23 protein-coding genes and 1 riboswitch are annotated in these 26,125 nt (G+C 41.0%); of the genes, 20 read left to right on the forward strand and 3 right to left on the reverse strand.

What is annotated here, in order from left to right; all coding sequences use genetic code 11:
• Positions 1-409: 409 nt before the first annotated feature.
• The 15 genes from OCI93_RS01870 to OCI93_RS01940 all read left to right on the forward strand — a co-directional run bounded on the left by OCI93_RS01870 (position 410) and on the right by OCI93_RS01940 (position 15,675).
• On the forward strand, positions 410-1,753 hold the full coding sequence (locus OCI93_RS01870) for a Na(+)-translocating NADH-quinone reductase subunit A (RefSeq protein ID WP_261591699.1): 1,344 nt from the start codon (positions 410-412) through the stop codon (positions 1,751-1,753).
• A gap of 1 nt (position 1,754) precedes the next feature.
• Positions 1,755-2,954, forward strand: a complete 1,200-nt coding sequence (locus OCI93_RS01875; protein ID WP_261591700.1) for an NADH:ubiquinone reductase (Na(+)-transporting) subunit B — start codon at positions 1,755-1,757, stop codon at positions 2,952-2,954.
• Positions 2,947-3,693 (forward strand): Na(+)-translocating NADH-quinone reductase subunit C, encoded by a 747-nt coding sequence (locus OCI93_RS01880; protein ID WP_261591701.1) that lies wholly within the window; start codon positions 2,947-2,949, stop codon positions 3,691-3,693. Before OCI93_RS01875 ends, OCI93_RS01880 begins: the two co-directional genes overlap by 8 nt.
• Positions 3,693-4,325: an NADH:ubiquinone reductase (Na(+)-transporting) subunit D gene (locus OCI93_RS01885; protein WP_261625636.1), complete on the forward strand. Its 633-nt coding sequence runs from the start codon at positions 3,693-3,695 to the stop codon at positions 4,323-4,325. Before OCI93_RS01880 ends, OCI93_RS01885 begins: the two co-directional genes overlap by 1 nt.
• A gap of 10 nt (positions 4,326-4,335) precedes the next feature.
• On the forward strand, positions 4,336-4,944 hold the full coding sequence (nqrE, locus tag OCI93_RS01890; RefSeq protein WP_261591703.1) for an NADH:ubiquinone reductase (Na(+)-transporting) subunit E: 609 nt from the start codon (positions 4,336-4,338) through the stop codon (positions 4,942-4,944).
• A gap of 18 nt (positions 4,945-4,962) precedes the next feature.
• Positions 4,963-6,189 carry an NADH:ubiquinone reductase (Na(+)-transporting) subunit F gene (gene nqrF, locus OCI93_RS01895; RefSeq protein WP_261591704.1) on the forward strand — a complete coding sequence of 409 codons (1,227 nt, stop codon included), beginning with the start codon at positions 4,963-4,965 and terminating at the stop codon, positions 6,187-6,189.
• A gap of 164 nt (positions 6,190-6,353) precedes the next feature.
• Positions 6,354-7,373: an FAD:protein FMN transferase gene (locus OCI93_RS01900; RefSeq protein ID WP_261625637.1), complete on the forward strand. Its 1,020-nt coding sequence runs from the start codon at positions 6,354-6,356 to the stop codon at positions 7,371-7,373.
• 92 nt (positions 7,374-7,465) lie between these two features.
• Entirely contained in the window at positions 7,466-7,678 is a 213-nt protein-coding gene (gene nqrM, locus OCI93_RS01905) for a (Na+)-NQR maturation NqrM (RefSeq protein WP_261591706.1), read from the forward strand.
• Between the two features lie 233 nt (positions 7,679-7,911).
• A riboswitch (cobalamin riboswitch) is annotated at positions 7,912-8,054 on the forward strand.
• 109 nt (positions 8,055-8,163) lie between these two features.
• On the forward strand, positions 8,164-8,976 hold the full coding sequence (locus OCI93_RS01910; RefSeq protein WP_261591707.1) for an ABC transporter ATP-binding protein: 813 nt from the start codon (positions 8,164-8,166) through the stop codon (positions 8,974-8,976).
• The gene (locus tag OCI93_RS01915) at positions 8,973-9,971 is read left to right on the forward strand and encodes a FecCD family ABC transporter permease (RefSeq protein WP_261591708.1); all 999 of its coding nucleotides are present in this window, start codon (positions 8,973-8,975) and stop codon (positions 9,969-9,971) included. The genes OCI93_RS01910 and OCI93_RS01915 overlap by 4 nt, the downstream gene beginning before the upstream one ends.
• A 50-nt stretch (positions 9,972-10,021) precedes the next feature.
• The gene (locus tag OCI93_RS01920; protein WP_261625638.1) at positions 10,022-11,506 is read left to right on the forward strand and encodes a cobyric acid synthase; all 1,485 of its coding nucleotides are present in this window, start codon (positions 10,022-10,024) and stop codon (positions 11,504-11,506) included.
• 7 nt (positions 11,507-11,513) lie between these two features.
• Complete coding sequence (gene cobO / locus OCI93_RS01925) at positions 11,514-12,125, forward strand: cob(I)yrinic acid a,c-diamide adenosyltransferase (RefSeq protein ID WP_261591710.1); 612 nt, start codon at positions 11,514-11,516, stop codon at positions 12,123-12,125.
• The gene (locus OCI93_RS01930) at positions 12,125-12,967 is read left to right on the forward strand and encodes a cobalamin-binding protein (RefSeq protein WP_261625639.1); all 843 of its coding nucleotides are present in this window, start codon (positions 12,125-12,127) and stop codon (positions 12,965-12,967) included. Before cobO ends, OCI93_RS01930 begins: the two co-directional genes overlap by 1 nt.
• Positions 12,968-12,978: 11 nt before the next feature.
• Positions 12,979-13,638 (forward strand): uracil-DNA glycosylase, encoded by a 660-nt coding sequence (gene ung / locus OCI93_RS01935; RefSeq protein WP_261625640.1) that lies wholly within the window; start codon positions 12,979-12,981, stop codon positions 13,636-13,638.
• A 186-nt stretch (positions 13,639-13,824) separates the two neighbouring features.
• The gene (locus tag OCI93_RS01940; RefSeq protein WP_261625641.1) at positions 13,825-15,675 is read left to right on the forward strand and encodes a cadherin repeat domain-containing protein; all 1,851 of its coding nucleotides are present in this window, start codon (positions 13,825-13,827) and stop codon (positions 15,673-15,675) included.
• Between the two features lie 55 nt (positions 15,676-15,730).
• Here the strand turns inward: OCI93_RS01940 and OCI93_RS01945 are convergent, their stop codons facing one another.
• Both OCI93_RS01945 and tal read right to left on the reverse strand, forming a co-directional pair.
• The gene (locus OCI93_RS01945) at positions 15,731-15,922 is read right to left on the reverse strand and encodes a DUF3545 family protein (RefSeq protein ID WP_152085136.1); all 192 of its coding nucleotides are present in this window, start codon (positions 15,920-15,922) and stop codon (positions 15,731-15,733) included.
• Positions 15,923-16,137: 215 nt separating this feature from the next.
• Positions 16,138-17,088: a transaldolase gene (gene tal, locus OCI93_RS01950; RefSeq protein WP_261625642.1), complete on the reverse strand. Its 951-nt coding sequence runs from the start codon at positions 17,086-17,088 to the stop codon at positions 16,138-16,140.
• Positions 17,089-17,354: 266 nt separating this feature from the next.
• On the opposite strand from tal, the gene yaaA reads away from it, so the two are divergent.
• The 5 genes from yaaA (at position 17,355) to OCI93_RS01975 (ending at position 24,641) form a co-directional block, all read left to right on the forward strand.
• Positions 17,355-18,134 carry a peroxide stress protein YaaA gene (gene yaaA / locus OCI93_RS01955; RefSeq protein ID WP_261625643.1) on the forward strand — a complete coding sequence of 260 codons (780 nt, stop codon included), beginning with the start codon at positions 17,355-17,357 and terminating at the stop codon, positions 18,132-18,134.
• 46 nt (positions 18,135-18,180) lie between these two features.
• Positions 18,181-19,350 (forward strand): MFS transporter, encoded by a 1,170-nt coding sequence (locus tag OCI93_RS01960; RefSeq protein ID WP_261625644.1) that lies wholly within the window; start codon positions 18,181-18,183, stop codon positions 19,348-19,350.
• A gap of 167 nt (positions 19,351-19,517) precedes the next feature.
• Positions 19,518-20,777, forward strand: coding sequence for an ABC transporter substrate-binding protein (locus OCI93_RS01965; protein ID WP_261591857.1), 1,260 nt, complete (start codon positions 19,518-19,520; stop codon positions 20,775-20,777).
• A 9-nt stretch (positions 20,778-20,786) separates the two neighbouring features.
• Complete coding sequence (locus OCI93_RS01970; RefSeq protein ID WP_261625645.1) at positions 20,787-23,426, forward strand: ATP-binding protein; 2,640 nt, start codon at positions 20,787-20,789, stop codon at positions 23,424-23,426.
• 522 nt (positions 23,427-23,948) lie between these two features.
• Positions 23,949-24,641: a substrate-binding periplasmic protein gene (locus OCI93_RS01975; RefSeq protein ID WP_261625646.1), complete on the forward strand. Its 693-nt coding sequence runs from the start codon at positions 23,949-23,951 to the stop codon at positions 24,639-24,641.
• A 53-nt stretch (positions 24,642-24,694) separates the two neighbouring features.
• Here the strand turns inward: OCI93_RS01975 and OCI93_RS01980 are convergent, their stop codons facing one another.
• Complete coding sequence (locus OCI93_RS01980; RefSeq protein WP_261591719.1) at positions 24,695-26,029, reverse strand: glycerophosphodiester phosphodiesterase family protein; 1,335 nt, start codon at positions 26,027-26,029, stop codon at positions 24,695-24,697.
• Between the last annotated feature and the right edge of the window lie 96 nt (positions 26,030-26,125).

A 26,125-nucleotide genomic window follows, 5' to 3' on the forward strand; every position in this document is an offset into this window, starting at 1 on the left:
TGATTTAAGCTTTAGATAGAGCATGTTAAAGTCGCTCACAGTATTAAGGAGTAATAAAACATAGGGTAGAGCAGGTTCTAATAAGGACACTGGCGTTATTTGAATAATCAAAATTGTGCGTTGAAAGTGCAACAATGCTGAACTGGACGGACTTTCTATTGCTCTACTTTAGTCTATACTGCTGTCAATGCTCGATATAAAGCCAATGAAAGGCATATAAATTTTGTATTTCCACTCGCATAGTCTGGGTGATTAATGTTAAAATTACAGAAATATGTGAGAACACAACTACGATGCTTGTTCGATATTCGTTCAAGTGGCTCTTTGATACTGAATAAATATAAGGCAACCAGCGTCGTGGTAACTAAAGATTTTTCAATTTCTTTCCGTTAATGTAATGCAAGTGCCTATGATCAACATAAAAAAAGGTCTGGATTTACCTATAGAGGGCGCGCCTCAGCAAGTGATTCATGATGGTTCTGCCGTCAAACGAGTTGCTGTGCTTGGCGAAGAGTTTATTGGTATGCGTCCAACCATGCATGTTCGTGTGGATGACCAAGTCAAAAAAGGCCAAGTTCTTTTTGAAGATAAAAAGAACCCTGGCGTCAAGTTTACTGCACCAGCTGCTGGTGTAGTTAAAGAAATTAACCGTGGTGCTAAGCGTGTACTACAATCCGTTGTGATTGAAGTGCAAGGCAATGAGCAAATCACTTTTGACAAGTTCTCTGCTGCTGATTTAAGCAGTGTAGAGCGTGATAAAGTGATAAAAGTGCTTGTTGATTCAGGTCAATGGCCTGCGCTAAGAGCACGTCCTTTTAGCAAAGTAGCTGCAATCGATGCCACACCTAGTTCTATTTTTGTGACTGCAATCGATACTAACCCGTTAGCTGCGGATCCTGCTGTGATTATTGCTGAAAATGTGGAAGCATTTGAAGCTGGTCTTGCGGTAGTATCTCGTTTAACTGATGGTAAAGTGTTTGTTTGTAAGCATGCAAGTAGCAAGGTGCCAAGTTCATCACTTTCACAAGTTGAGGTGCATGAATTTGACGGTCTTCACCCTGCAGGCTTAGTGGGTACTCACATTCATCACCTTGACCCTGTATCTGCCAATAAGCAGGTATGGCATTTAGGTTATCAAGATGTGATTGCTTTCGGTCAGCTATTTTTAACTGGTGAAATTAACGCTGAGCGAGTTGTTGCTTTGGCAGGTCCTCGTGTTAAAAACCCTCGCTTAGTTAAAACTCAATTAGGTGCCTCGCTAACTGATTTAGTGGCAGGTGAGCTTGAAGACGGTGATAACCGAGTCATTTCTGGCTCTGTGTTAGCTGGTAAAACAGCAACCGGCCCTCACGCTTTCCTAGGTCGTCACCATGTTCAAGTGTCAGTATTACTTGAAGGTCGTGAAAAAGAGCTATTCGGCTGGATAGCACCAGGTAGTGACAAATTTTCAGTAACACGTACGTTTATTTCACATTTAGCGCCAAGTCGTTTATTTAAAATGACAACGTCGACGGGTGGGTCTAATCGTGCCATGGTGCCAATTGGTAACTATGAACGTGTTATGCCACTCGATATCTTACCAACGCCATTATTACGAGATTTAATATCAGGTGATTTGGATAGTGCAATCACATTGGGCGCATTAGAGCTAGATGAAGAAGATTTAGCGCTATGTACTTTCGTATGCCCTGGCAAGTATGAGTACGGTTCAATCCTTCGCGATTGCCTTACTACTATCGAGAAGGAGGGTTAAAATGGCCTTAAAGAAATTTTTAGAAGACATTGAACCTCACTTTGAAGCAGGTGGTAAACATGAAAAGTGGTATGCATTGTATGAAGCAGTTGCAACCGTTTTTTACACACCAGGTTATGTAAATAAAGGTGCAACGCACGTACGTGATAATATCGACTTAAAACGTATTATGATTTTAGTGTGGATGGCAACATTCCCTGCAATGTTTTTTGGTATGTTCAACATTGGTCACCAAGCTGCAATGGCACTTGGTAACGGTTTTGAAATTGCCAATACATGGCAAGTTGCGATTTTCCAAGCGCTGGGTGGCGAATTAACTGCCGAAGCTGGTTGGGGCGCTAAGATGTTCTATGGTGCATGTTTTTACTTACCTATTTATGGAACTGTCTTTTTAGTCGGTGGTTTCTGGGAAGTTTTATTTGCATCAATTCGTAAACATGAAGTAAACGAAGGTTTCTTTGTGACATCGGTGCTATTTTCATTGATTCTTCCATCAACGATTCCGCTTTGGCAAGCAGCGCTGGGTATTACCTTTGGTGTTGTTGTTGCAAAAGAAGTATTTGGTGGCACTGGCCGTAATTTCTTAAATCCTGCACTTGCTGGTCGTGCATTTTTGTTCTTTGCCTACCCTGCAGATATTTCAGGTGACACAGTATGGACAGCAGTAGATTCGTTCTCTGGTGCAACATATTTAGGGCAAGTAGCTCAAGGTGCGTTAGATTTTAACAACATGGTTCTTTGGTGGGATGCTTTTTACGGTTTCATTCAGGGCTCTATGGGTGAAACTTCAACGCTAGCACTGATTTTAGGTGGTTTTTTCTTAATGTATGTGCGTATTGCTTCTTGGCGTATCGTACTGGGTGTATTCCTCGGTATGGTTGCGATGGCAAGCTTATTTAATGCATTAGGTTCTGATACTAACGCTGCTTTTGCAATGCCTTGGTACTGGCACTTAGTGTTGGGTGGATTTGCATTTGGTATGTTCTTTATGGCGACAGACCCGGTATCGGCGTCTTTCACTAATAAAGGGAAGTTTGCATACGGTGCGCTAATTGGCATTATGGTGGTATTAATCCGTGTGGTTAACCCGGCATATCCAGAAGGTATGATGTTAGCAATTCTATTCGCTAATCTATTTGCTCCACTATTTGACCACTTTGTTGTGCAGTCTAATGTTAAGAGGAGATTAGCACGTGTCTAGTAACAATGAATCTATAGGCAAAACGTTAGGCGTTGTTGTTGGCCTTTGTTTGGTATGCGCGATTGTTGTATCTTTTGCGTCAGTACAACTTCGCCCACTTCAGCAAGCTAACAAAATTAAAGATGTTCAACGTAATATTCTCACTGCTGCAGGTTTCAAAGATATAGAAAACGTTGAAGAAACGTTTAAAGCGAATATTGAATCTCGTGTTATCGACATGAAAACCGGTGAGTTTGTTGATGTTGACCCACTTTCATTTGATTTTGAAAGTACCAAATACGACGCAGAGCGTAGCTTTGCGCTTGAAAAAGAGAATGACTTAGCTGGTATTCAGCGCATGACTTATAACTCTCCTGTTTACCTTGTTAAAGGTGACGGTAGTGATGTTTCAACAGTTATTCTACCAATTCAAGGTTATGGTCTTTGGGGTATCATGTTTGGTTTCCTAGCAATGGACGAAGATGGTCAAACCATTAAAGCGATTCAGTTCTTTAAGCACAAAGAAACTGCTGGCTTAGGTGGTGAAATCGAGAACCCTAAGTGGACTGCAACGTGGGAAGGTAAACAACTTCCAATCGATATCGTTAAGGGTACAGCTGGCAACAATGAGCATAAAATTGATGGCTTATCTGGGGCTACGTTGACTTCAAACGGTGTAGATAACACCATTGATTTTTGGACTAGCGAAAAAGGGTTTGGTCCATTCCTTGCGAAAGTACGTAAAGGAGCATTGAACTAATGGCTAATACTAAAGAAATGAAAGAAGTCTTGTTTGGACCTGTTTTTGCGAACAACCCGATTGCCCTTCAGGTACTAGGTATTTGTTCTGCATTAGCGGTAACATCAAGTCTTAAGAATGCTTTGATCATGTCAATTGCTTTGACATTGGTAACTGCATTTTCAAGCTTATTCATCTCAATGATCCGTAATCACATTCCTTCAAGTGTGCGTATCATTGTACAGATGACTATTATTGCGTCATTGGTAATTGTTGTTGATCAGGTTCTACAAGCGGTTGTTTACTCAACAGCTAAAGAGCTATCAACGTTCATAGGTTTGATCATTACCAACTGTATTGTAATGGGTCGTGCTGAAGCCTATGCAATGAAGTCACCACCAACGATGTCATTCTTAGACGGGATTGGTAACGGTTTAGGCTACTCAGTAGTACTACTAACGGTTGGTTTCGTTCGTGAACTATTTGGCGCAGGTACTCTGTTTGGTGCTGAGATCTTACCACTTGTTTCTGATGGTGGCTGGTACCGTCCAATGGGTCTACTAATTATGCCATTTAGCTCGTTCTTCTTAGTGGGTATCTTTATTTGGATACTTCGCATATACAAGAAAGACCAAGTAGAAGCGAAGGCGTAAGGGGAGAGAGATGGAACAATATATTAGCTTATTCGTTAAAGCGGTTTTTGTTGAAAACTTAGCTTTATCTTTCTTCTTAGGTATGTGTACGTTTCTTGCTGTATCTAAGAAAGTAACTACGTCGCTAGGCCTAGGTATTGCTGTAATTTTTGTATTGGGTGTGGCTGTTCCAGTTAACAACCTAGTATATTATGCCGTGTTGGCACCGGGAGCGCTGGAGTGGTTAGGTTTTGTTGAAGCTGATTTAAGCTTTTTACGCTTTTTAACTTTCATTGGTGTTATTGCAGCACTTGTACAAATCCTAGAAATGGCTTTAGACAAGTTTTTCCCTGCACTTTACAACGCACTGGGCATCTTCTTACCACTTATTACTGTTAACTGTGCAATATTCGGTGCGGTTTCATTCATGGTTGAGCGTAATCTTAACTTTGGTGAGTCAGTGGTATTTGGTATTGGTTCTGGAGTGGGTTGGGCGCTGGCAATCGTATTGCTTGCTGGTATCCGTGAGAAAATGAAATATGCAGACGTGCCAGATGGTCTACGTGGTTTAGGTATTACCTTTATCACTGTAGGTTTAATGGGCTTTGGCTTTATGTCATTCTCTGGTATTTCACTGTAAAGGTAGCGAGGAAAAATCATGCTTGAGGTATATTTAGGCGTAGGGATGTTCATTGCTATCGTTGTTGTCTTAGTTTTAGTGATTATTGCCGCTAAATCTAAGCTAGTAGCAAGCGGTGACATTACAATTGGAATTAATGGTGATACTGACAAAGGCATCACTACCTCTGCAGGTAGTAAGTTACTTGGTGCTTTGTCAGATGCTGGTATCTTTGTATCGTCAGCCTGTGGTGGCGGTGGCTCATGTGGCCAGTGTCGCGTTCACATCAAAGAGGGTGGCGGTGATATTCTGCCAACTGAACTTGACCACATCTCTAAAGGTGAGGCACGTGAAGGCTGTCGTTTAGCATGTCAGGTTAATGTTAAGAACGACATGGAAATTGAACTTGAAGAATCAATTTTCGGGGTTAAGAAGTGGGACTGTGAAGTTATCTCTAATGATAACAAGGCAACTTTCATCAAGGAGCTAAAACTAGCTATTCCTGATGGTGAGTCTGTGCCATTTCGTGCTGGTGGTTATATTCAAATTGAAGCGCCAGCACACCACGTTAAATATGCAGACTTCGATGTTCCTGATGAGTATCGTCCAGATTGGGAGCGCTTTGGCTTCTTTAATCTTGAGTCTAAAGTGGATGAAGAAACCATTCGTGCATACTCAATGGCAAACTATCCAGAAGAGTTTGGCATTATCATGCTTAATGTACGTATTGCCACTCCGCCACCAAATAATTTGTCACTACCATGTGGTAAAATGTCTTCGTACATTTGGTCATTAAAAGAAGGTGATAAAGTAACTATTTCAGGTCCATTTGGTGAGTTCTTTGCTAAAGACACGGATGCAGAAATGGTATTTGTTGGTGGTGGTGCAGGTATGGCTCCGATGCGTTCGCATATTTTTGACCAGCTTAAACGTCTTAACTCTTCACGTAAGATGTCTTTTTGGTATGGTGCGCGCTCTAAACGTGAGATGTTCTACGTTGAAGACTTTGATGGCCTAGCGGCTGAGAATGAAAACTTCGTATGGCACACAGCATTGTCAGACCCACAACCAGAAGATAACTGGGAAGGTTATACAGGTTTCATCCATAATGTACTTTATGAGAATTATTTAAAAGATCATGAAGCACCAGAAGATTGTGAGTTCTACATGTGTGGTCCTCCAATGATGAACGCGGCTGTAATTAATTTGCTCAAAGACCTAGGTGTAGAAGACGAAAACATCTTACTAGATGACTTCGGTGGCTAATTAGGCTTTCGTGCATGCTCAAAACAAAATTTTGAGATAAAATATAAACCCCAAAGCAAGCTTGCTTTGGGGTTTTTTATTACCTATGACTGAGTTGATATAGTATTAGGGTAATAGTTTGTATGGGTTACATAGCCATATTTTAAGAATTTAAGGAAGGGAAGATGGTACGTATTTTTTTACCCATAATCATTTTGGCCACTTTTGTATTAACTGGTTGTGATAATCATCATGAGAATTCCCCTCAGGCGTTAGTGCTCACGGGAAAAACAATGGGAACAACCTACAATATTAAAGCTTATCCGCCTGAGCTTGAATTAACGAAAGAGCAGCTACAAAAGCAAATTGATGACACATTAATAGCAGTGAATCAGTCAATGTCTCCATGGGTAAACGGTTCTGAAATTAACCAATTTAATGCCTTGTCAAACAATGAAATAATGGTTATTAGTGACGACTTTAGAGCGGTGATTGCTGAATCAATTCGGCTAGGAAAATCTACTGGAACGCTTGATGTGACCATGGGACCGCTTATCGATTTATGGGGATTTGGCCCTGACAAACGCCCAACTCAGCGACCAACACAAATTCAACTTGATGATATGCGTAGCCGCATTGGGGTTGATAAGCTAGTACTTAATGAGCAAGGTTTAGCGAAAACAATAGCAGGCTTAGAGATTTCTTTTTCAGCGACTGCAAAAGGTTATGGTATAGACAAGGTTGCATCATTGTTAGAGCAGCTAGGTATTGATAATTATATGGTTGAAATTGGTGGGGAGCTTCGAGTTTCGGGGGTTAAACCAAATAATAAGCCATGGGTTATTGCTATTGAGCAACCCGATGCGCCAATGGGGCAGCGGCAAGTACATAAAGCATTAAAGCCAGGCAGCAATGGTATTGCTACATCAGGGGATTACCGTATTTTTTATGAAATGGACGGGGAAACTTTTACCCATTTAATTGACCCTGCTACGGGTATGCCTGTCAAGCATGACTTAGTATCCGTGACGGTATTGCACCCTTCAGCCATGACGGCGGATGGTCTTGCTACGGCGCTGACAGTAATGGGAACAGAGCGTGCTAAAGTTTATGCTGAAAAGCATAACCTGGCGGTATATCTAATTAGTAAATCATCTGATGGCTTAGTCACCTATGCAAGTAAGTCATTTAAACCTTATTTGTGAGTGGCGTATAAGCGGGTTATAATAGCAAAGTAACAGACCGTCACTGGCTCAGCAACGCTGGGCCAACTTTTATCTTATTAGGGGCCAGTTCAATGTCGCTGTTTTTACTTACTTTTGGGTTACTTATTCTAATTGTTACTGCGATGGCGGTAGGTGTTATTGTACAGAAAAAATCAATGGCCAGTAGTTGTGGTGGTTTAGGTGCTGCAGGTGTGGAAAAAGCGTGTGATTGTGATGACCCTTGTGATAGACGCAAAAAGCGTTTAGCCAAAGAGCAAGCGTGGAAAGAGAACCAGATTTTATAAGTCTGCTTTAATTAATATTGAATGCGAGCTACGGCTCGCATTTTTGATTGTTCTCTGCTGGTTTATATACAGCAAGCTTGGTACTTTGTTCGTTATGTCCAGCTTCGGGTAACGTCGTTAATGTAAGAGTGATATGGCAGCAATCGGTTTCAGCCCTCTATGATTAAGCCCTCCTTTAAAGTGTTGTTGCGACTTTGCAGCGCTGTTAATCTGAAGTACATAGTGCTAAAAAGTTGTTTTTTAGACGTCTAGACAGCATAATAGCGGATTACTTTGCTGGTAATTCTTGGGAATGAGTTGCAAATACTCAACTGTCCCCGCAACTGTAAAAGTCGCCTCGGTGGCTCAAGTCAGATACCAAGACCAGTAGATACACTCTTAGCGGGCGTACTATGAGTCACATTCAATTTATTTTTAAATAGCGGTCGCTTTTTGATGGCTGTATTGTTTGTGCTTAGCGCCCTCAGTGATGTTTTAAGGTAGGCATGATACAAGCAAGTTCACCACCTCCTATGTTGAGTGTTAAGCAGCTAGGGCTGAAGGTTAATCAATCCACTATCCTCAATGACATAAGTTTTGATATAAAAACGGGTCAGTTTATAGGATTATTAGGTCCCAATGGTGCGGGTAAATCGTCTTTGCTGCGCTGCATTTATCGCTATACCAAGCCATCATATGGCTTTATTCAATTGCTTGATAAATCCATTGATGATTATTCTCGACAAGCCTATGCTCAACAAGTTGCGGTGGTATTGCAAGAGGTACCTGAGCAGTTTAATCTCGCGGTATTTGATGTGGTTGCAATGGGGTTAACACCACACAAACCCTTGTTTTCATCAATGGACCAAGACGATAAAAATTACGTTTATACAGCACTTGAAAAGGTTGGCTTAACACATAAGAACACACAAATGTTTTGCTCTTTATCTGGTGGAGAAAAGCAACGAGTAATGATTGCCAGAGCAATGGTGCAACGCCCTAAACTATTAATAATGGATGAACCTACAAGCCATCTTGATGTGAAGTATCAAATTCAGATTATGGAATTGGCAAAATCTTTAGGCGTGAGTGTGCTGGCTTCTTTTCATGATCTTAACCTTGCTTGTGCCATCTCAGATAGCTTACTGGTGTTACACCAAGGCAGTTTGAAAGCGCAGGGTAAACCTCAAAGTGTACTTACCTCTCATTTGCTTAGTGATGTATTTGGTGTTTGCGCAGATGTAAGCTTGGTGCAAAGTGCAAGCGATATCCATAATGTTGTACCTCATATTCGCTACCATTATGGTTATGTAAAATGAGTCGATTAGCATTACTTTGCACCTTTGTATTACTGACTTTGGTTAGCTTTATAGGGGCCTTGAGCTTAGGTGCAATCTCGATAGACTTACTCGATGTGTGGCAGGCTTTATTATCATACGATAGTCGTCACCTTGAGCAAAAAGTAATCGTTGAGTTGCGTTTACCTCGTACAATTTTGGCTTTTTTAGCAGGGTGTGGGTTGGCTATGGCTGGCCTGATTTTGCAAACCGTTACTCGAAACCCTCTGGCCGATCCGTATCTATTCGGGATCTCGTCAGGTGCCTCATTAGGTGTGGTGGTATTATTTACATTAACGGGGGTTCAAGCCGGTTTGGCGCTATCTGGCGCTGCATTTATTGGTAGTTTACTGGCAATGACTGCGCTCATTGTTATCACCCGTACACAGATGAGCAACCAAGTAGAGTCTTTGGTGTTAGCAGGTGTGGCGTTGTCGTTTTTGTTTAGTGCTTGTACCAGCTTATTATTATATTGGAGTGACCCACAAGCAATCAGTGCGATTGTATTTTGGACCTTGGGTAGTTTTTCGCGGGCCGATTGGCAAACGTTATGGCTGCCTGCCTTGGTTGTCAGTTTATGTATTGCCTGTATGCTACTTTTTCGTCGCACACTCAATGCATTATTACTCGGAGATGAAAATGCAACAACGCTGGGTGTGCATGTTACCAAACTACGTTTAGGCATGTTGCTATTAAGTTCGCTGTTAACGGCTGTGCTCGTTGCTATATGTGGTGGTGTGGGATTCGTAGGGTTAATGGTACCACACATAGTGCGGTTTTTTATCTCTCAAGCGAGTACCGCAGGCTTGCTCGCAACCGCTTTCTGTGGCGGCCTATTTATGATCTGGGTTGATGTCATTGCACGTTCAGTGCTAGATAACCAAGAACTGCCTGTTGGTGTTATTACTGCTGCTGTAGGTAGTGTATTTTTCTTATTACTGTTGGTGCTACGTAAGCGCAGCTCGCCATCAATGTAGAGCAATATGATGGCAGGTTTACCACTGAAATTAAAATAATGGGAACTAAATTGAAAACTCTTATGGTGCAAGGCACAACCTCTGATGCGGGGAAAAGTACTTTAGTTGCTGGCTTGTGTCGGGTATTGGCACGAAGAGGTATGAATGTTGCGCCGTTTAAACCGCAAAATATGGCACTCAATAGTGCGGTTACTCCCTGTGGTGGCGAAATCGGTCGAGCACAGGCACTACAAGCGATTGCGGCAAAGGTTGAATTAAGCACTGATTTTAATCCTATTTTGCTTAAACCAAACAGTGATACGGGCGCGCAAGTGATCATTCATGGTCGCTCCATCAGTAATATGGAAGCGGCCAAATACCATGATTACAAAAAGGTTGCGATGCAAGCGGTGCTGCAATCTCATCAGCGCTTGGAAAGTCAGTTTGAGGTTGTGTTAGTTGAAGGGGCGGGCAGCCCTGCAGAAATTAACTTGCGTGAAAATGACATTGCTAATATGGGCTTTGCGTGTGAAGTGAACTGCCCTGTGATAATTATTGCCGATATTGATAAAGGTGGCGTATTTGCACATTTGGTTGGCACGTTGGCGTTACTAAGTGAGGCAGAACAGGCATTAGTAAAAGGTTTTGTGATTAACCGTTTTCGTGGTGATATCAGCTTGCTGCAATCGGGTTTAGACTGGTTAGAGCAATACACGGGTAAGCCTGTAGTAGGTGTATTACCGTATTTGCACTCATTAAACCTTGATGCCGAAGATGCGGTTACGCTTGATAATCATGTGACTGATAGCATGCTATCTATCAGCGTGCTATTAGTGCCTCATATTAGTAATCATACTGACTTTGATAGCTTACGCTTACACCCAAATGTAGATTTACGTTATGTACGTCATGGTGAGCAAATTGCAGCTACTGATCTAATTATTATTCCTGGTAGCAAAAATGTGATTGGTGATTTAGCTTTTATACAAAACGAGAGCTGGCAAGGCGAGATAATTCGGCACTTGCGCTTTGGCGGTAAAGTGCTGGGCATTTGTGGTGGATTGCAAATGCTAGGTAAAGCCATTTATGACCCTAGCGGCATTGAGTCGAGTCAAAAAGAGATACAAGGGTTAAATTTAGCAGATTTTACGACCACGTTGATGCACAGCAAAACCCTAACGCAAATAACTGGAGAGTGTTTGTTAGGCAAAACACCTATTGCTATTAGCGGCTATGAAATTCATTGTGGGGTAAGTGAAGGTGATGCTTTGGCCAATCCGTTTATACGTTTTACAGCGCACCCAAATGGTATAAGCCATGATGGTTTTATTTCAGAAGATAGGCAAATAGCAGGTACTTACTTACATGGTCTGTTTGATAGCCCTGATGCGGCCAAAACAATATTGGATTGGGCCAGCGATGGACGTTTGCAAGCGCCCGCGTTTGATTTGGTCACCCACCGAGAGCAGCAGCTAGAGCGTTTGGCAGATAGTTGTGAGCAATACCTTGATATGGATAAAATTCTCGCCTTAATGTTAAATAATGAAATTGAATGAGGAAGCTATGAGCGATTCACACGATAATAAAAGCCAAGAAAAACATCAAAAAAGGCAACAAAAAGTAAAAGATCAGGTTGATGCCAAAGTTGCAGCCGCTGACAAAGTTCAGGGTATTTTTCAAGTTATCACCGGCAATGGCAAAGGTAAGTCTACTTCAGGCTTTGGTACAGTTGCTCGTTGCGTAGGTCATGGTCAAAATGCCGTAGTTGCACAGTTTATTAAAGGTATGTGGGAGTGTGGAGAGCGTAACTTACTTGAAAAGGCAGGTGTCCCTTTTGCAGTAATGAAAACAGGTTTTACATGGGAAACACAAAATCGTGAAACAGATACCCAAGCTGCACAACAAACTTGGCAACAAGCAAAGGCGTGGCTTGTTGATGAAAGCATAGACCTCGTTCTATTAGACGAGCTGACTTACATGGTGACGTATGATTACATTGACTTGGATGAAGTATTGGATGCACTGACCAATAGGCCAAAAATGCAGTCAGTGATTGTGACCGGGCGTGGTGCTCATCGCAAGCTAACAGAGCTGGCTGATACCGTCAGTGAAGTGCGTAATGTAAAACATGCTTTTGAAGCGGGCGTTAAAGCGTTAGAGGGCTTTGATTACTGATGCAATTTCGTTACTTTGCTTGTATATGTATCTTGTTTGCTGGTTGTGTTGTTCAGGCAAAAGAAGCACAACGTATCATTGCGCTAGCCCCACACATTGTTGAAAACCTTTTCGCCATTGGCGCTGGAGAGCGTATTGTAGGCACTGTTGAATATGCAGATTACCCTCAAGAAGCGAGCGACATTGTGCGTATTGGTGGCCACAATGGCATTGCGCTTGAAAGGGTGCTTGCGCTGCAACCTGATCTTGTGATTGCTTGGCAATCAGGTAATAAAAAAGCCGATTTAGATAAGCTTGAAAAGCTAGGTATCAAAGTTATTTATAGTAATACAAAAGATATTACTAAAGTAGCTGACGAGCTGCGATTATTTGGTCGCTTAACAGGGCAAAATCAACAAGCCAAAAGGCTCGCGGAGCAATTTACAGCGCGCTTACAGGCGCTAAAAACACAATACAAAAATAGCGCGTCACTGCGTGTATTTTATCAATTGTGGCCCGAACCTATGATGACGATTAATAATAATACCGTAGTGCATCAATTGCTCGACGTGTGTGCTGTCGAAAACGCATTTGCCGATAACGCCACAGACTACCCACAAATTAGTATTGAAAATGTATTGCAAACCAACCCTCAAGTGATTGTATTACCAGTTGAAAAAAGTAAAAAAGTGATGCCGACTATTGATTGGCAAGCTTGGCCTGAGATCCCCGCAGTGAAGCACAAACAATTTATTGAAGTGGATGCCGATTTACTGCATCGGTTCAGCACTCGGGTCCTTGATGGGGTAACCGACATGTGTGATAAATTGCAGCGCGCACGCACCCACTATCAACAACAATAAAGGATAGCTCCATGACAACGTGGCAAGACTTACTAAATCAGCAAAAACAACAACCTTACTTACAAGAAACACTCAACTATGTGGCTCAGCGTCGCGATGAAGGTGTAACAGTATATCCGCCACAATCACAAGTGTTTGGTGCATTTGAGGTGACGCCTTTTAAGCAAGTGAAGGTTGTTATTTTGGGACAAGATCCTTACCACGGACCTAATCAAGCGCATGGTCTATGCTTTTCGGTGTTGCCGGGCGTTAAGCCACCCCCATCGCTGGCGAATATGTATAAAGAGTTAATGCAAGATATTAACGGTTTTAGCATTCCAGATCATGGCTACTTACTGCCTTGGGCAGAGCAAGGTGTTTTGCTACTCAATACGGTATTAACGGTTGAACAAGGTGCAGCACATTCACATAAAAAGTTAGGCTGGGAGCGTTTTACCGATGTGGTGATTGAGCAGTTAAACCAACATGGTGAGGGCATTATATTTTTACTGTGGGGCGCGCACGCGCAGAAAAAAGGTAAAAATATTGACAAGCAACGTCACCATGTATTACACGCACCACACCCTTCTCCTTTATCAGCGCATCGTGGGTTCTTTGGCTGCCAGCACTTTTCTAAAACCAATGAGCTGTTAAACACGATGGGCAAGCAGCCAATTAACTGGCAGCTCTAGTAATATCTGGCTTGAAGCGCTAGTAATCTACTAGCCTTTATTTATAACTTCTATTCCAGCTTCACGTCACCTAATGTTTTAGATGCGGCTTTAAAATACTAATGAATGATGCTCTAAGGTTATATAGAAAATAGGGATTATAATCGGTATACTCGCTTGTTCTAATTTTTGGAACGGAAAAGCAAAATGTTGAAAGTCGGAATATTACTTCCCCTTTTACTGCTTCTAGCAAGTTGCGGTGGTGGCTCATCGGATAAAGAAATAGTTGAGCAAAATACTGCACCTCAGATATCGGGTGCAAGTCAAGTTGAAGTAAAGGCATTAGATGAAATGTCTTTTGAGCTGTCTGTGGTTGATAATGAAAATGATGAGATCTCATTTAGTATTGATAATAAGCCACAATGGTTAAGTGCCTCTAAAGAAAGTGGCGCTATTAAGTTTGTTGCCACGCCTGACTTTTTAGATATTGCGACATATGACCTAACGGTGTCAGTGTCTGATGGTAAATCGACAACAGCACATGATTTTACTGTTGATGTGCAAGATAACCCAGATAAGTGGTCATTTATAGATGTCACTCAAGACGATATTTTGGGTGGTTGGTATAGCGATGAGCAAGATTTAGCATTTACGTTTGATAAGCAAAATACAGGCTCACTGCTTTTTTCGGAGCAGCGAGGCTTCTTGCGTTATGACTTTGCCGATGGTGTTGTGATATCGGCGAGCGTTCGCACCAGAGGTGATTCGTACAATTATAGTCATGAGGATATTAAACTCCAAGCTGTAGCTAAGAGCATAAACAAGCTGCGTGTTGTAATGACTCAATCTGAGCAAGTTTATAGTTACACTCTACATCGTATGCAACCGCCAGAAGAGCTTCATTATACGACTGATGTTGAAAGCAATGACTATAGTTACGATCCAGTAAGCTCAGACACTACAATAAAACTATTTTCACTGAATATGAATGAGTTAGATTCATCAATGGATGTTAATAGAATTGAGTATGGATCCACAGGTATCTTGGGGAAATATGATGGTCAAACAGGTGTGTTCACAAGTGCTTCTCCGGGTTATACATTTTATAGTGGCCATATGAGTTCTGGCACACTAAACTATGGATGGGTTTTTTTACAGGCTGATGTTAAAGCTCAGATACTTGGTATGTTCAAAGGGCACCTGTTCTACACAACTGAACATACAGTCTCTATTGCAGAGGAAACCGAAGAAGATTACTCAACTCCTGAGCTAGAAGCTTTTTTGCAACAATCTCCATTCTTTGACTCCATTGTCAAACGTATTAAACCGTTGGAGCGAGTTAGTGCGCCAGAGTTAACATTAGGCAATACATATACGGGGTTAAGGCTTTGGTATGAGAGCAACTCAGGTGAAGAGCCTTATGGGGTTTATTATGGCTCTACTTTTCAAGCGTTTGATGAGCAAACAATCAAAGCATACAGACGTAACATTGAGCCTTTCAATGAACAAGTTGCTGAATATCAATATATTTTAGAAAATAATGAGCTTAAACTAACAAGAAATGCTGAAGTGACACATCATCGGTTTTATAAAATGCCCAGTGGAAAAATAGGAATATCTTCAGTCAAAAGGTATGACAATATATATTATGAGAGACTTTCGTTGTTCAGTGAAGTTAAAGAGCATTACTCGCAAGAGGACTATTTTGGTACATATCAGCTTACTTATTATGATAATGATTATTACAATGAATTTGATTTTATGTTTTCGATTCAGTTGGAGCAAGACTATGCAATTAGGTCTAGAGGGAGCGAAGTTGGTGAACAGCGCGACTTTGTACGCTGGGAAAGCGATGGCAGTATCACCGTCCTTGAGGGCTATTGCCCTGATGCTACGGATTTTGAAACATGTAGGCAGGCTTCAAATAATAGCTCATTTGTGTTTAGTAATTATAAGTTGCTTGATAAAAACGATGAATACAGTTTGTTTTTACGTCAATTTTTCTTTGAAGATGATAACTTCTATGGGCATAGCATCCAACGCCTTAAACATAAATAAGCACTCATAAAAAAGGCTCCTCGGAGCCTTTTTTAATTTATATGAGTTAGGCGGGTTAGATAAAATCTAAATCATCTAAATCTAAGTTGTCTGCGAAGTAATCCAGTTCCTGTAGTTCTTTACGAAGACGCTGTTTATCTTTTAGCGCTTCAATTTCACGCCACTTTCGTTTTTGCTTTTTTTGAGAGGTTCGCTTTGTTGTTTCAGGACCTTCTAATACTGCAATAATATCGTCTAGGCTATCCATGAATTTCTCCTATTGATTATTAACCTCAATAACGCTCTCGCACATAAAACCGCGCTGCAAGCAACTTTGGTATACCATAACGAGTGTGAAAATAAAACAATAATGTGTCGGTTAGGTTAGAGATAAGTGACAGTTTGATTACAATCAATAAAAGGAGGTGAAATAAAAAACGCCGCAAAAAGCGGCGTTAATAGGGATGTGATTTAGGTAGAGGCTTATAGGGCTTTAAAGCGTGCTTCTAACTCTTCTTGCGCTTTAGCAAATGCGCGAATACCTTCAGCTAGTTTTTCGGTTGCCATGGCATCTTCATTGTGTAACCAACGAAATTGTGCTTCGCTTAATGGTGCAGGCTTTGCCTCTACTGGGTAGTCATTGTCTAATAGATACTCTTGCGCATCAGTTAACTGACCAAGCTCTTCAAGTAGTCCAGGGCTAATGGTGAGTTTGTCACAGCCTGTGAGTGCAATGATCTCACCGGTGTTACGAAAACTTGCACCCATTACTACGGTTTTATAATCGTGACGTTTATAAAATTCGTAAATAGTACGCACTGACTGTACGCCTGGGTCGTTTAATGGGTCAGTTGGTTTTTCAAGGCCATTAGCAACGTGCCAGTCTAAAATTCTGCCCACAAAAGGCGAAATTAAAAATACCTTGGCATCGGCGCAGGCTCTTGCTTGTGCTTGGCTGAACAATAACGTTAGATTACACTTAATGCCTTCTTGCTCTAATTGCTCTGCAGCTTTGATACCTTCCCACGTTGAAGCAATCTTAATGAGGATTTTATCTTGGCTAACACCTTCTTTTTGGTACAGCGATAGCAACGTTTTTGCTTTTGCAATCATCGCTTGCGTATCGAACGACAATCGAGCATCTACTTCGGTCGAAATATAACCAGGTACAATATCCGCAATCTCTTTGCCAATCAGTACTGCAAAATAGTCACAAGCCAGTTCTAGCTGCTTGTTTTCATCCGTTTCAACACTTTTAGCATAATCCCAAGCGCGTTGCAGATAGGCTTGATATGCAGGCATTTCGCTTGCTTTTAGAAGGAGTGACGGGTTTGTTGTCGCATCTTCAGGTTGGTGTTTGCGAATGGCTTCTATGTCGCCTGTGTCAGCAACAATCGAAGAGTGTTGTTTTAGCCTATCTAGTGCTGATGTCATGGGTATTCCTCATTCCTATTTTGCAGCAAAAATTATTAAAAATTTTAGTATTACTATGTTGCAGTACCATGACGACCTTTAATAGGTCAATTGTCCGTATTTACTCGGATAACATGCTTGTTAGGTGCTAATGGACTGCAACGCAAGAAGTACTTTGATTAAATTGTAGTTACCCCTTATAAATTCAAGGGTTATTCTGTACTTGAAGTAAACAAAGGATAGTGTTGAAATTGACACTAAACATATTTTAAGTCAATAGGCGCGCTATGATCACGGTAATCTCACCTGCAAAAAACTTGGATTTTGAAACTCCCGCTAATGTATCAACGTATTCGCAACCTGAATTGCTAGAACACAGTGAAGAATTAATGACAGTGTGTCGTACATTGTCTTCTCAACAAGTTGCTAGTTTGATGAAAATAAGTGACAAATTGGCAGGGTTAAATGTGGCACGCTTTAGTGAGTGGTCGCAGCCTTTTACCACAGGTAATGCTAAACAGGCTGTATTGGCTTTTAATGGTGATGTCTACACAGGACTTGAGGCAACCACTTTAAGTGATAAAGCACTTGAGTACACACAGCAGCATTTACGAATTTTATCGGGCCTCTACGGTGTACTAAAGCCACTTGATTTAATGCAAGCGTATCGATTAGAAATGGGCACCAAATTAGAAAACAGTCGAGGCAAAAATCTGTATGAATTTTGGGGCTCAATCATAGCGCAAAAGCTCAACGAAACGGTAGCGCAAGCTAATACAACTCAGTTGGTTAATTTAGCCTCAAATGAATATTTTAAAGCGGTGGATAAAAAAGTATTAAATGCAGACATTATCACGCCTATTTTTAAAGACTGCAAAAATGGCCAATACAAAGTCATTAGCTTTTATGCCAAAAAAGCCCGTGGCATGATGGCTCGATATATTATGGAGCAACAAGTATCGTCACTTGAGTCTTTAAAGCAATTTGATGTAGCTGGGTATTACTTTAGTGAAGAGGCGACCAGCAAAGCCAATGAGCCAGTGTTTTTAAGAGCTGAGCAAAATTAATTTTACAATACTGGTCTGATAAGTCAGCAAAAACAACGGAAGTAGTATGAATAAAAATGTATTGTTGCTGGCGACTTGTCAGGGGTTGATCACCACAGGAAATATTTTACTGGTTACAATAGCGGCGCTAGTAGGACAAGCTCTTAGCCCAAGTGCAGGGTTCACGACCTTTCCTGTTGCAACTCAAATGATAGGTTTACTATTGACCACGATTCCAGCATCGTTAATTATGGCAAAAGTTGGCCGAAAGGTGGGGTTTTCTTTTGGTAATTTGATTGGCATTAGTGGCACACTTTTAGGCTTTTGGTCGTTAACTGCAAGTGATTTTTGGCTGTTTAGCTTAGCGACTTTTTTGATTGGTATTGGTATTGGCTTTGCGACTTTATATCGGTTTGCTGCTATTGAAGCCAGTGATAACCCAGCTACTGCGATTGCAACAGTAATGGCAAGTGGGGTTGTAGCCGCTATATTAGGGCCAAATATTGCGGTTTGGGTGAATGCACATTTTGCGTCTATAAACTATGCCAATGTATTTATCGCATTATCAGCATTATATTGTGTGGCTTTGTGCTTATTGCAACTGGTTACTTTTAATGAAATAAATCATACAATAAAACAACTTACTCCACGCCCTCTTAAGCAAATAATTGCCCAACCTAAGTTTATTACTGCGGTGCTAGTGGCAATGACCAGTTACACCACCATGAACCTTTTGATGACCGCAACCCCGTTAGCAATGCACCGTCATGGCTTTGATTTAAGTGCATCGGCATTAGTGATTGAATGGCATGTGCTTGGCATGTTTGTTCCCTCTTTTTTTACAGGCAAGCTCATCGCCCGATTTGGGCAGTCAACTGTGATGGCTTCAGGGGCGTTAGTGGTACTCGGGTGCTGCGTCGTTAATTTGTTAGGTGTAACTCACTGGCATTTTTTGTTGGCTTTGTCTTTATTGGGAATTGGTTGGAATTTTATGTTTATTGCAGCGACTCATATGGTCAGCGAAACATATCAAGATCATGAGCGTGGTAAAGCTCAAGCGAGCAATGAGTTTTTGGTATTTAGTATGGTTGCTATTTCCTCTTTAGCGGCGGGTTGGTTAGAGTCGGAAATAGGCTGGCAAGCATTAAATATTGCAGCTATGCCAATGATGATATGCACACTATTGATTGTTGCCATCTACCAATTTACTCAAAAAAGGCTAGAAATATCAATTTAACTGAGTAGTTCTTGTTGTAGCGCCTTATTTTTTAACGGGCACTTGTTTGTATGGGGTTCTGTCAAATATCTTTGTGTCACCTATACTTGGAGAAAGTGAATGAGAATGCGTTAAAAAAATGCGTTTTTTAAGGACATATTATGACAGGCAAACCTTTGCGTTATGGCATTGATCAAGGCAAACGGAAGTTACTTAAACAAGCGGCAGGTATAGGCGTATGCGCAGCACTGGGCTTTAAAGCGCCTTATGTTTTTGCTAAAAAAACATACACTGTAAGGGTACTGGGTACGCATGTGACTTTGCAACCTGCGCTCAAAGAGCAAGCTCAAAAAGATTTAGGGATAAATTTAGAATTTGAACCCAGAGGTAGTGCAGCAGTATTACAAAAAGCAGCAATGGCACCAGAGTCATTTGATTTGTATGAGCAATGGTCAAATAGTATTAATGTGTTGTGGTATTCAGGTTCAATACAGCCTATCGAAAAAAAGCGCCTTACATACTGGGATGAAATCAACGCATTAACTAAAACTGGACGTATTCAACCCAGTGCTGGTATTGGTGCCGGTGATGCTCCCTATAAATTACTTCATGTGCAAGAGGACTTAACACTCTCTGATGCGCAGAGTGATTTTATTAGCTATTTACCCTATGTACACAACGTAGATTCATTTGGCTACAACACGCAGGTAATTAAACCGGGCGTACCTTATGAAACAGAAAGTTGGGGGTGGCTTCTTGAACAGCAGTACAGAGGTAAAGTGGCAGTGGTGAACGCACCTACAATTGGTTTGTTTGACTTAGCATTGGCAGCGCAAGCGCAGGGTTTGATGCGTTTTTCAAACATAGGCAACATCACTAATAGTGAGCTCGATCAACTTTTTAAAATATTGAGCGAATTCAAGCAGCAGGGCCACTTCAGTGGCTTTTGGACATCGGTTCCTGAATCTGTTGATTTTATGAAAAGTAATCGCGTGGTCATAGAAAGCATGTTCTCACCAGCAGTTTCTGCTCTTAACGGCCAAAATGTCCCCGTTATTTATGCTGCGCCGAAAGAGGGTTATAGAGGATGGCATGGGGTTATGTGCTTGTCTTCTGCGACTCAAGGGTCAGTGAAAGATGCTGCTTATGATTATATGAACTGGTGGTTATCAGGCTGGCCTGGAGCATTTATCGCCAGGCAAGGCTATTACATATCTAATCCTCAGCGCGCAAAAAACTTTTTGTCAAAAGCTGAGTGGGACTATTGGTATGAAGGTCTACCTGCAGCACATAATTTAACGGGTACGGATGGAAAACTGTCGGTTAAAAAAGCAGAAGTGCGCACAGGTGGCAGCTATCTTAAACGTTTTAGTAATGTGGCAGTGTGGAACACTGTTATGCCTAGTTATGACTATAGCTTACAAAAATGGTATGAGTTTATTAGCTAGGAGAAGTGCATGAGTTTTTATCGCTCCTTAACATTTCAACTTAGCTTAGGCCTGCTTTGTATAGGTGCTTTAATTTTAACATCGGCTTATTTAACGAATGTGAGTTATCAATTACTTGAGCAACGTGATGATGAAATAGCCAGTGCGGCACAGTTGGCAGAAACAGGGTATTTGCTTGAGTCGTCTGTTATTGACTTACAGCGCAACGTTCTAATTTATAAACAGTCTGCGAGTGTTGCTGCAATAAATCGCAGTAATGAGCTAATTGAGAAAATACAGGCTGCCTTAGCAGAAATAAACCAAGCGTCATATCGCAGTGAAGAAGCCGTTGATATGGTAACGCGAATGCAAAACCATTTGACTGACTATAAAGAAAACTTACTTGTGGCGGTTAACGGTCGAGAAAAGCGCCAAGCATTGTATCAAAATGACCTATTAGTTTTAATCAATGCTGCGCAAAAAGACATAAATAATGAACAAGGTGTTGAGGGTAAGACTGCTGCTTCTTTGCAGCTGACCAAAGCACACAACGCTGTATTAGCTTATTTAATGACACAAAATGCAGCGCATGTGAAAGAGTTTAACCAACATATGTCAACTATTCGAGCACAGTTTGCAAAACGTCCCATTGCTAGTCAATTCAACGCTATTAGCATGTCTTTTAGAAGGCTTCACCAAACCATAAGAGGGTACTTATATTTAACCAATGTTGTTTTACCGGGCACAGCCAATGAAATATTACACTTATCTTCGAGGCTTAGGGTTTATGAAGAGCAAGGTATGCAGGCAAAGTTAGTTAAAGCGAAAGAAGTGACTAGTTCTTTGCAAGCACGTAGTGAGCTATTTATTTTACTGAGCATAGTGCTGGTAGTGATTTATGCAGCGTTTTTAATAATAAGAGTAATTAGTCCTATTAGATCGCTTACTGCGCTATTTAAACGCTTAAGCAATAATTTACATGTTGAGCATATTCCATATCTAAAACGAGAAGATGAAATTGGCCAGCTGTCTGTGGCGGCCAGTGTATTTCATAATAAAAATCTGCAAACAAATGACTTGTTAGAACGTACAAAAGAGCTAGTGATTGAACAAAAAGAGCTAAATAAAGAACTAGAAGTCAAACGTAATGAAGCTGAGCAAGCTACGGTATCAAAAAGCTTGTTTTTAGCGAATATGAGCCATGAGATACGAACGCCAATGAACGGCATTATTGGTTTAGTTGAATTGCTAAAAGGCTCAAATTTGGCTGCGGAACAACAAGAGTGCATTGATAAAATTAGTTACTCAAGTGGTGTATTATTGGCCGTAATTAACGATATTTTAGATTTTTCAAAGATTGAAGCGGGTAAACTTGATATAGAAGAAAAAGAGTTTGCACTGGGTAAAATGCTTGACAATGTATTAGCCTCGGTGAGCTTACGGGCGGCGGAAAAAAACTTATATTTTCGGTGTATAAGCCCTGTTGGGTTAACACATTTAGTTGGAGATGAGGTTAGGATAACTCAGATAATTTTAAACCTATGCAATAACGCCATTAAGTTTACGGCCTTGGGAGGCGTAGAGCTGCGTATATCGGTAAATGATAGCGCCACTGGAGAGATCATCTTAAATATAGATGTGGAAGATACCGGAATTGGTATGACACAGGAACATCAAAACGATGTGTTTGAGCAATTTTCTCAGGCGGACGTCTCGACCAGCAGACGGTTTGGTGGAACGGGGCTAGGATTGGCTATTGTGAAGCAGCTATGTGAGTTGATGAACGGAAGTGTGAGCGTGCATTCACAAAAAGATAAAGGTTCTACATTTTCTGTATTTCTTCGCTTAAAGCATGCAACGGAGCGTGCTCAGCATAAATTACCTGAGGGCCAACCATTCGCGATTTCAATTTTGACCTGTAATCGTTCAAACAAGACTACGCAGATTTTAGCAAGCTATTTAAAGGCGAATAAATGTGTAATTAATTACCTTAACATTAAAGAGCTAAGTGAAAAAAAACAGCAAGACAAAAGTTGCTGCATGTTATTGCTGTTAGATCATGAAATGTCTCAGCAACTAACGATATCTGATATTGCGTTATTGCAGCGTGACAATGTAGATTTATGCGTTGTGCTAGATAAACGAGATTCAGTGTTGCTTACACGAGTTGGAATTTCTAAAGATATTCTGGTGTTAGAAATGCCATTCACTTACGGTACTTTTTACAGCCAAATATGCAAACTGTTTAAATATGACAGTGGTGGTGAGCAAGCTTTAGCTGAATCTGAAATAACATTGAACTTACAAGGTCGTGTGTTATTAGTAGAAGACAATGCGGTGAATCAAATGGTTGCTGAGAAACTTCTTAGCTCATTAGGGTTAGAAACAGATATCGCTGAAGATGGGCGTCAAGCTGTTGATAAGCTGAGTAATACACCTTATGCGTATGATTTGATATTTATGGATGTGCAAATGCCAGTAATGGATGGTTTTAGTGCCACGCTCTTTATTCGGAATGAGCTCAAATTAGAGACGCCCATTTGTGGTTTGTCAGCAAACGCAATGTCAGAAGACTTTGATAAAGCTATAGCCCATGGGATGGATAATTTTATCACGAAGCCAATTGCAATGGACAAGTTAAAGGCGGTATTGGAGCAATATTTAGGGTGAAATATGGCATATGACCTTAAGTGAGCTATGCGTCATATTTTTACTATTGTATCGCTAGGGCGTGTTGAATTTTGAGGTATGAACTTTTTTAAATCAAAGGCTTTCAATGTTAGGAGTGGCTATGTTGCATAGTGATCTATGTTAATAGCCCATGACAACGCAGTTAAGCCTTTGGTTGAATCCTTTGGGCAGTGACAATCGGGCATTCTTCTACGTTATTACCTGACTTACATAGAATAACTATGCGCGCAGGTTCTGCATTGGGAAGGCACCCGAATGCCTGCTGCAAAAACACACAGCAAAGATCAACACGCTCTAGAGCCGAGCAGCAACGAAAGGCGATATATTTAACAGGTTTGCAATTATACATCGATGATATCTATCAGATTATTTGTGAACATATTGATTTATGTGGTTTGTGCTAAAATTACAAACAACAGTACAAATAAGGTTGGGTTAGTTATTTCTTCTTATTATGCTTTAGTTAAATTCGTTTATTTATTTCCTTTTTTAGCGACTGTGATGAGCCATGTAGCTTTTGCGAATGAGCCATTAACGGTTGCGTTTGGTCAAAGTCGCCCACCCTATGTCAATGAATCTTCACAATCAGGTATTAGTGTTGAGTTGTTTGACACGATTGCTAAAACTTTGAATTGGCAGTATCACCCCATTTTTGTCTCGAATAAACGTATGGTTAGGTTACTGGCAAAGGGTAAGGTAGACATTGCGGTTGAAGTTCAAAATAGCGATAAGCACATGTACTACTCAATGCCATTTATTTCGTACAGTAATTATGCTATCCATAATCGTCACTCTGAGTTTAAGCTCAGCTCAATGAGCGAGCTGTTAAAATATAGTGTGTGCGCGTGGCAAAATGCCGCAGAGCACCTTGTTTTGGATAAAGCTTTTAAAGATAAAGAAGATTACAGTGAGTATTCAAAGCAACAAGAACAAGTGATTGATTGGTTGTCAGGTCAGTGTGAAGTCATTTTAATTGATGATACGTTATTAAACTGGCATTTAGCCCACCTTAAAGAGGGTAGATATCAATATTCTCCTGAAAATTGGGGAAAAGCACTGTTGCCTGCAGTTAATAACCCACTGTGGTTTTATGTTGGGTTTCGCAATGAGGCACTGAGAAGTAGTTTTAATTTCGGGTTACAACAGCTAAAAGCATCGGGGCGCTATGAGCAGCTGCGTTTACAGATCAAATAACTCTTTATAAAAATTTGCTTTGAAAAAGGGCGCAATGGCCCTTCACATAAAACTTATATACTTGGTGTCATGCCCATGCAGCTGGCATAGAATGTGGTTGTTGCTGGCCAGTCACTAAATACACCGATTACGCCGACTTGTTTAGCAAGTACATCGAGTAAAACGAGTGCGTCAGCATCGTTATCAATGGCATCAGAAATAGACTGATAATACCAGCCCCCCCCTGTTGTAAGTGGACCTGAACGCTCTAGTGTCCACGTTATAATATCAAGTCCAGCGGCTTTTGCTGCCTTAGCATATTCAGAAGGTACGATGTTTTTATCATTATCTAAGGTGACTAACATCCAAAGTGGTGGAGCAATGATTTTTACACCATCATTGCTAAGCTCAGCCATGGTTGGTTGCCATGTGTCAGGGTTATTTGGGTTAAAGCCTGCAACATCGTATCGATCATCTAAGTAAACCGCTTGAGCACCAAAGTCAGCTTCGTTGTTTACCCAATATTTTACATCGTCTAGGTTAAATGATTGGGCAAAAACGTCTTTGGCTGCAACACCCGCCGCCTTGTACTCATCAATCATTTTCTGTGCATACATAGCTTGGCTCATTCCCTCATAAGGCATATCTACACTGGCAGATTTTAACTCCGGAGTCATTTTTACATTCAGTGATTTAAATAGCGCGATACTCTCTGTGTGGGTAAGCAAAGTACCTTGAGTTGAATATAAGTCCGTACGCCAATCAGCAGTACCTTTAAGGTATTCTCCTACGGTTGTTGCATTAGGGTTTGCACCATCCATTTTACCTTTTAACTGCCTAAATTCAGCGAGAGTGATGTCTGAGGTACAGCATTGTGCACTAGCAGGTGTGCCGCTAGCAGCATCTGCTGGAGTGAACGGTTGCGAGCACTTAGCAGCTAACTCTTCAATGGCCAAAATATTAGTCGTTGTATGCAAGTCGCATTGTGAGTGGCGACAAACTAATTCTTTGTCTTTTGTAAAAGTTACATCGCACTCTAAAATGCCCGCACCCATTTTAGCTGCAGCTATGTAAGACTCTTTGGTATGTTCTGGGTATTGCATTGGTGCACCACGGTGACCAATTGAAAAGTCGGTTTTATAAAAGGGACCATCCTGACAGGCTTGTAGTTTTGTTTTTAGTTCGCTTTGTGGGAGTTGGTTAACTAAAAACTGTACGCGTGTACCCAGTTGCACATCGTTAGCGCTACCTTTAGGTACTTCGACAATTACGGGTACTTCAACCTTTTCAATGATGGTGACTGGTTTTTCAACCACCACCTCTTTGGTTACTTCTTTTATTTTAGTGTCATCACCACAGCCGCTTAAAGCGAACAAGGTCGTCATAGAGAGTAATATTTTATACTTCATGTTAGTACATCATCTGTTTTTATAAGGAAAACAAATGTTAATTAAGTTACGTGAAGGAAAAATGATAACACTATGACAAGTAACACATTAGAGCGA

The organism is Pseudoalteromonas holothuriae, assembly GCF_945859825.1.
Classification (GTDB): domain Bacteria; phylum Pseudomonadota; class Gammaproteobacteria; order Enterobacterales; family Alteromonadaceae; genus Pseudoalteromonas; species Pseudoalteromonas holothuriae.

What these genes read in the sequence shown, in the direction of transcription:
- OCI93_RS01970 (WP_261625645.1), top strand. Translation starts at nt 20,787, where the DNA reads ATGAGTTTTTATCGCTCCTTAACATTTCAACTTAGCTTAGGCCTGCTT.
- nqrF (WP_261591704.1), top strand. Translation starts at nt 4,963, where the DNA reads ATGCTTGAGGTATATTTAGGCGTAGGGATGTTCATTGCTATCGTTGTT.
- OCI93_RS01870 (WP_261591699.1), top strand. Translation starts at nt 410, where the DNA reads ATGATCAACATAAAAAAAGGTCTGGATTTACCTATAGAGGGCGCGCCT.
- ung (WP_261625640.1), top strand. Translation starts at nt 12,979, where the DNA reads ATGACAACGTGGCAAGACTTACTAAATCAGCAAAAACAACAACCTTAC.
- OCI93_RS01945 (WP_152085136.1), bottom strand. Translation starts at nt 15,922, where the DNA reads ATGGATAGCCTAGACGATATTATTGCAGTATTAGAAGGTCCTGAAACA.
- OCI93_RS01875 (WP_261591700.1), top strand. Translation starts at nt 1,755, where the DNA reads ATGGCCTTAAAGAAATTTTTAGAAGACATTGAACCTCACTTTGAAGCA.
- yaaA (WP_261625643.1), top strand. Translation starts at nt 17,355, where the DNA reads ATGATCACGGTAATCTCACCTGCAAAAAACTTGGATTTTGAAACTCCC.
- OCI93_RS01960 (WP_261625644.1), top strand. Translation starts at nt 18,181, where the DNA reads ATGAATAAAAATGTATTGTTGCTGGCGACTTGTCAGGGGTTGATCACC.
- OCI93_RS01930 (WP_261625639.1), top strand. Translation starts at nt 12,125, where the DNA reads ATGCAATTTCGTTACTTTGCTTGTATATGTATCTTGTTTGCTGGTTGT.
- OCI93_RS01910 (WP_261591707.1), top strand. Translation starts at nt 8,164, where the DNA reads ATGATACAAGCAAGTTCACCACCTCCTATGTTGAGTGTTAAGCAGCTA.
- OCI93_RS01900 (WP_261625637.1), top strand. Translation starts at nt 6,354, where the DNA reads ATGGTACGTATTTTTTTACCCATAATCATTTTGGCCACTTTTGTATTA.
- OCI93_RS01940 (WP_261625641.1), top strand. Translation starts at nt 13,825, where the DNA reads ATGTTGAAAGTCGGAATATTACTTCCCCTTTTACTGCTTCTAGCAAGT.
- nqrM (WP_261591706.1), top strand. Translation starts at nt 7,466, where the DNA reads ATGTCGCTGTTTTTACTTACTTTTGGGTTACTTATTCTAATTGTTACT.
- cobO (WP_261591710.1), top strand. Translation starts at nt 11,514, where the DNA reads ATGAGCGATTCACACGATAATAAAAGCCAAGAAAAACATCAAAAAAGG.
- OCI93_RS01975 (WP_261625646.1), top strand. Translation starts at nt 23,949, where the DNA reads ATGAGCCATGTAGCTTTTGCGAATGAGCCATTAACGGTTGCGTTTGGT.
- OCI93_RS01980 (WP_261591719.1), bottom strand. Translation starts at nt 26,029, where the DNA reads ATGAAGTATAAAATATTACTCTCTATGACGACCTTGTTCGCTTTAAGC.
- OCI93_RS01915 (WP_261591708.1), top strand. Translation starts at nt 8,973, where the DNA reads ATGAGTCGATTAGCATTACTTTGCACCTTTGTATTACTGACTTTGGTT.
- nqrE (WP_261591703.1), top strand. Translation starts at nt 4,336, where the DNA reads ATGGAACAATATATTAGCTTATTCGTTAAAGCGGTTTTTGTTGAAAAC.
- OCI93_RS01885 (WP_261625636.1), top strand. Translation starts at nt 3,693, where the DNA reads ATGGCTAATACTAAAGAAATGAAAGAAGTCTTGTTTGGACCTGTTTTT.
- tal (WP_261625642.1), bottom strand. Translation starts at nt 17,088, where the DNA reads ATGACATCAGCACTAGATAGGCTAAAACAACACTCTTCGATTGTTGCT.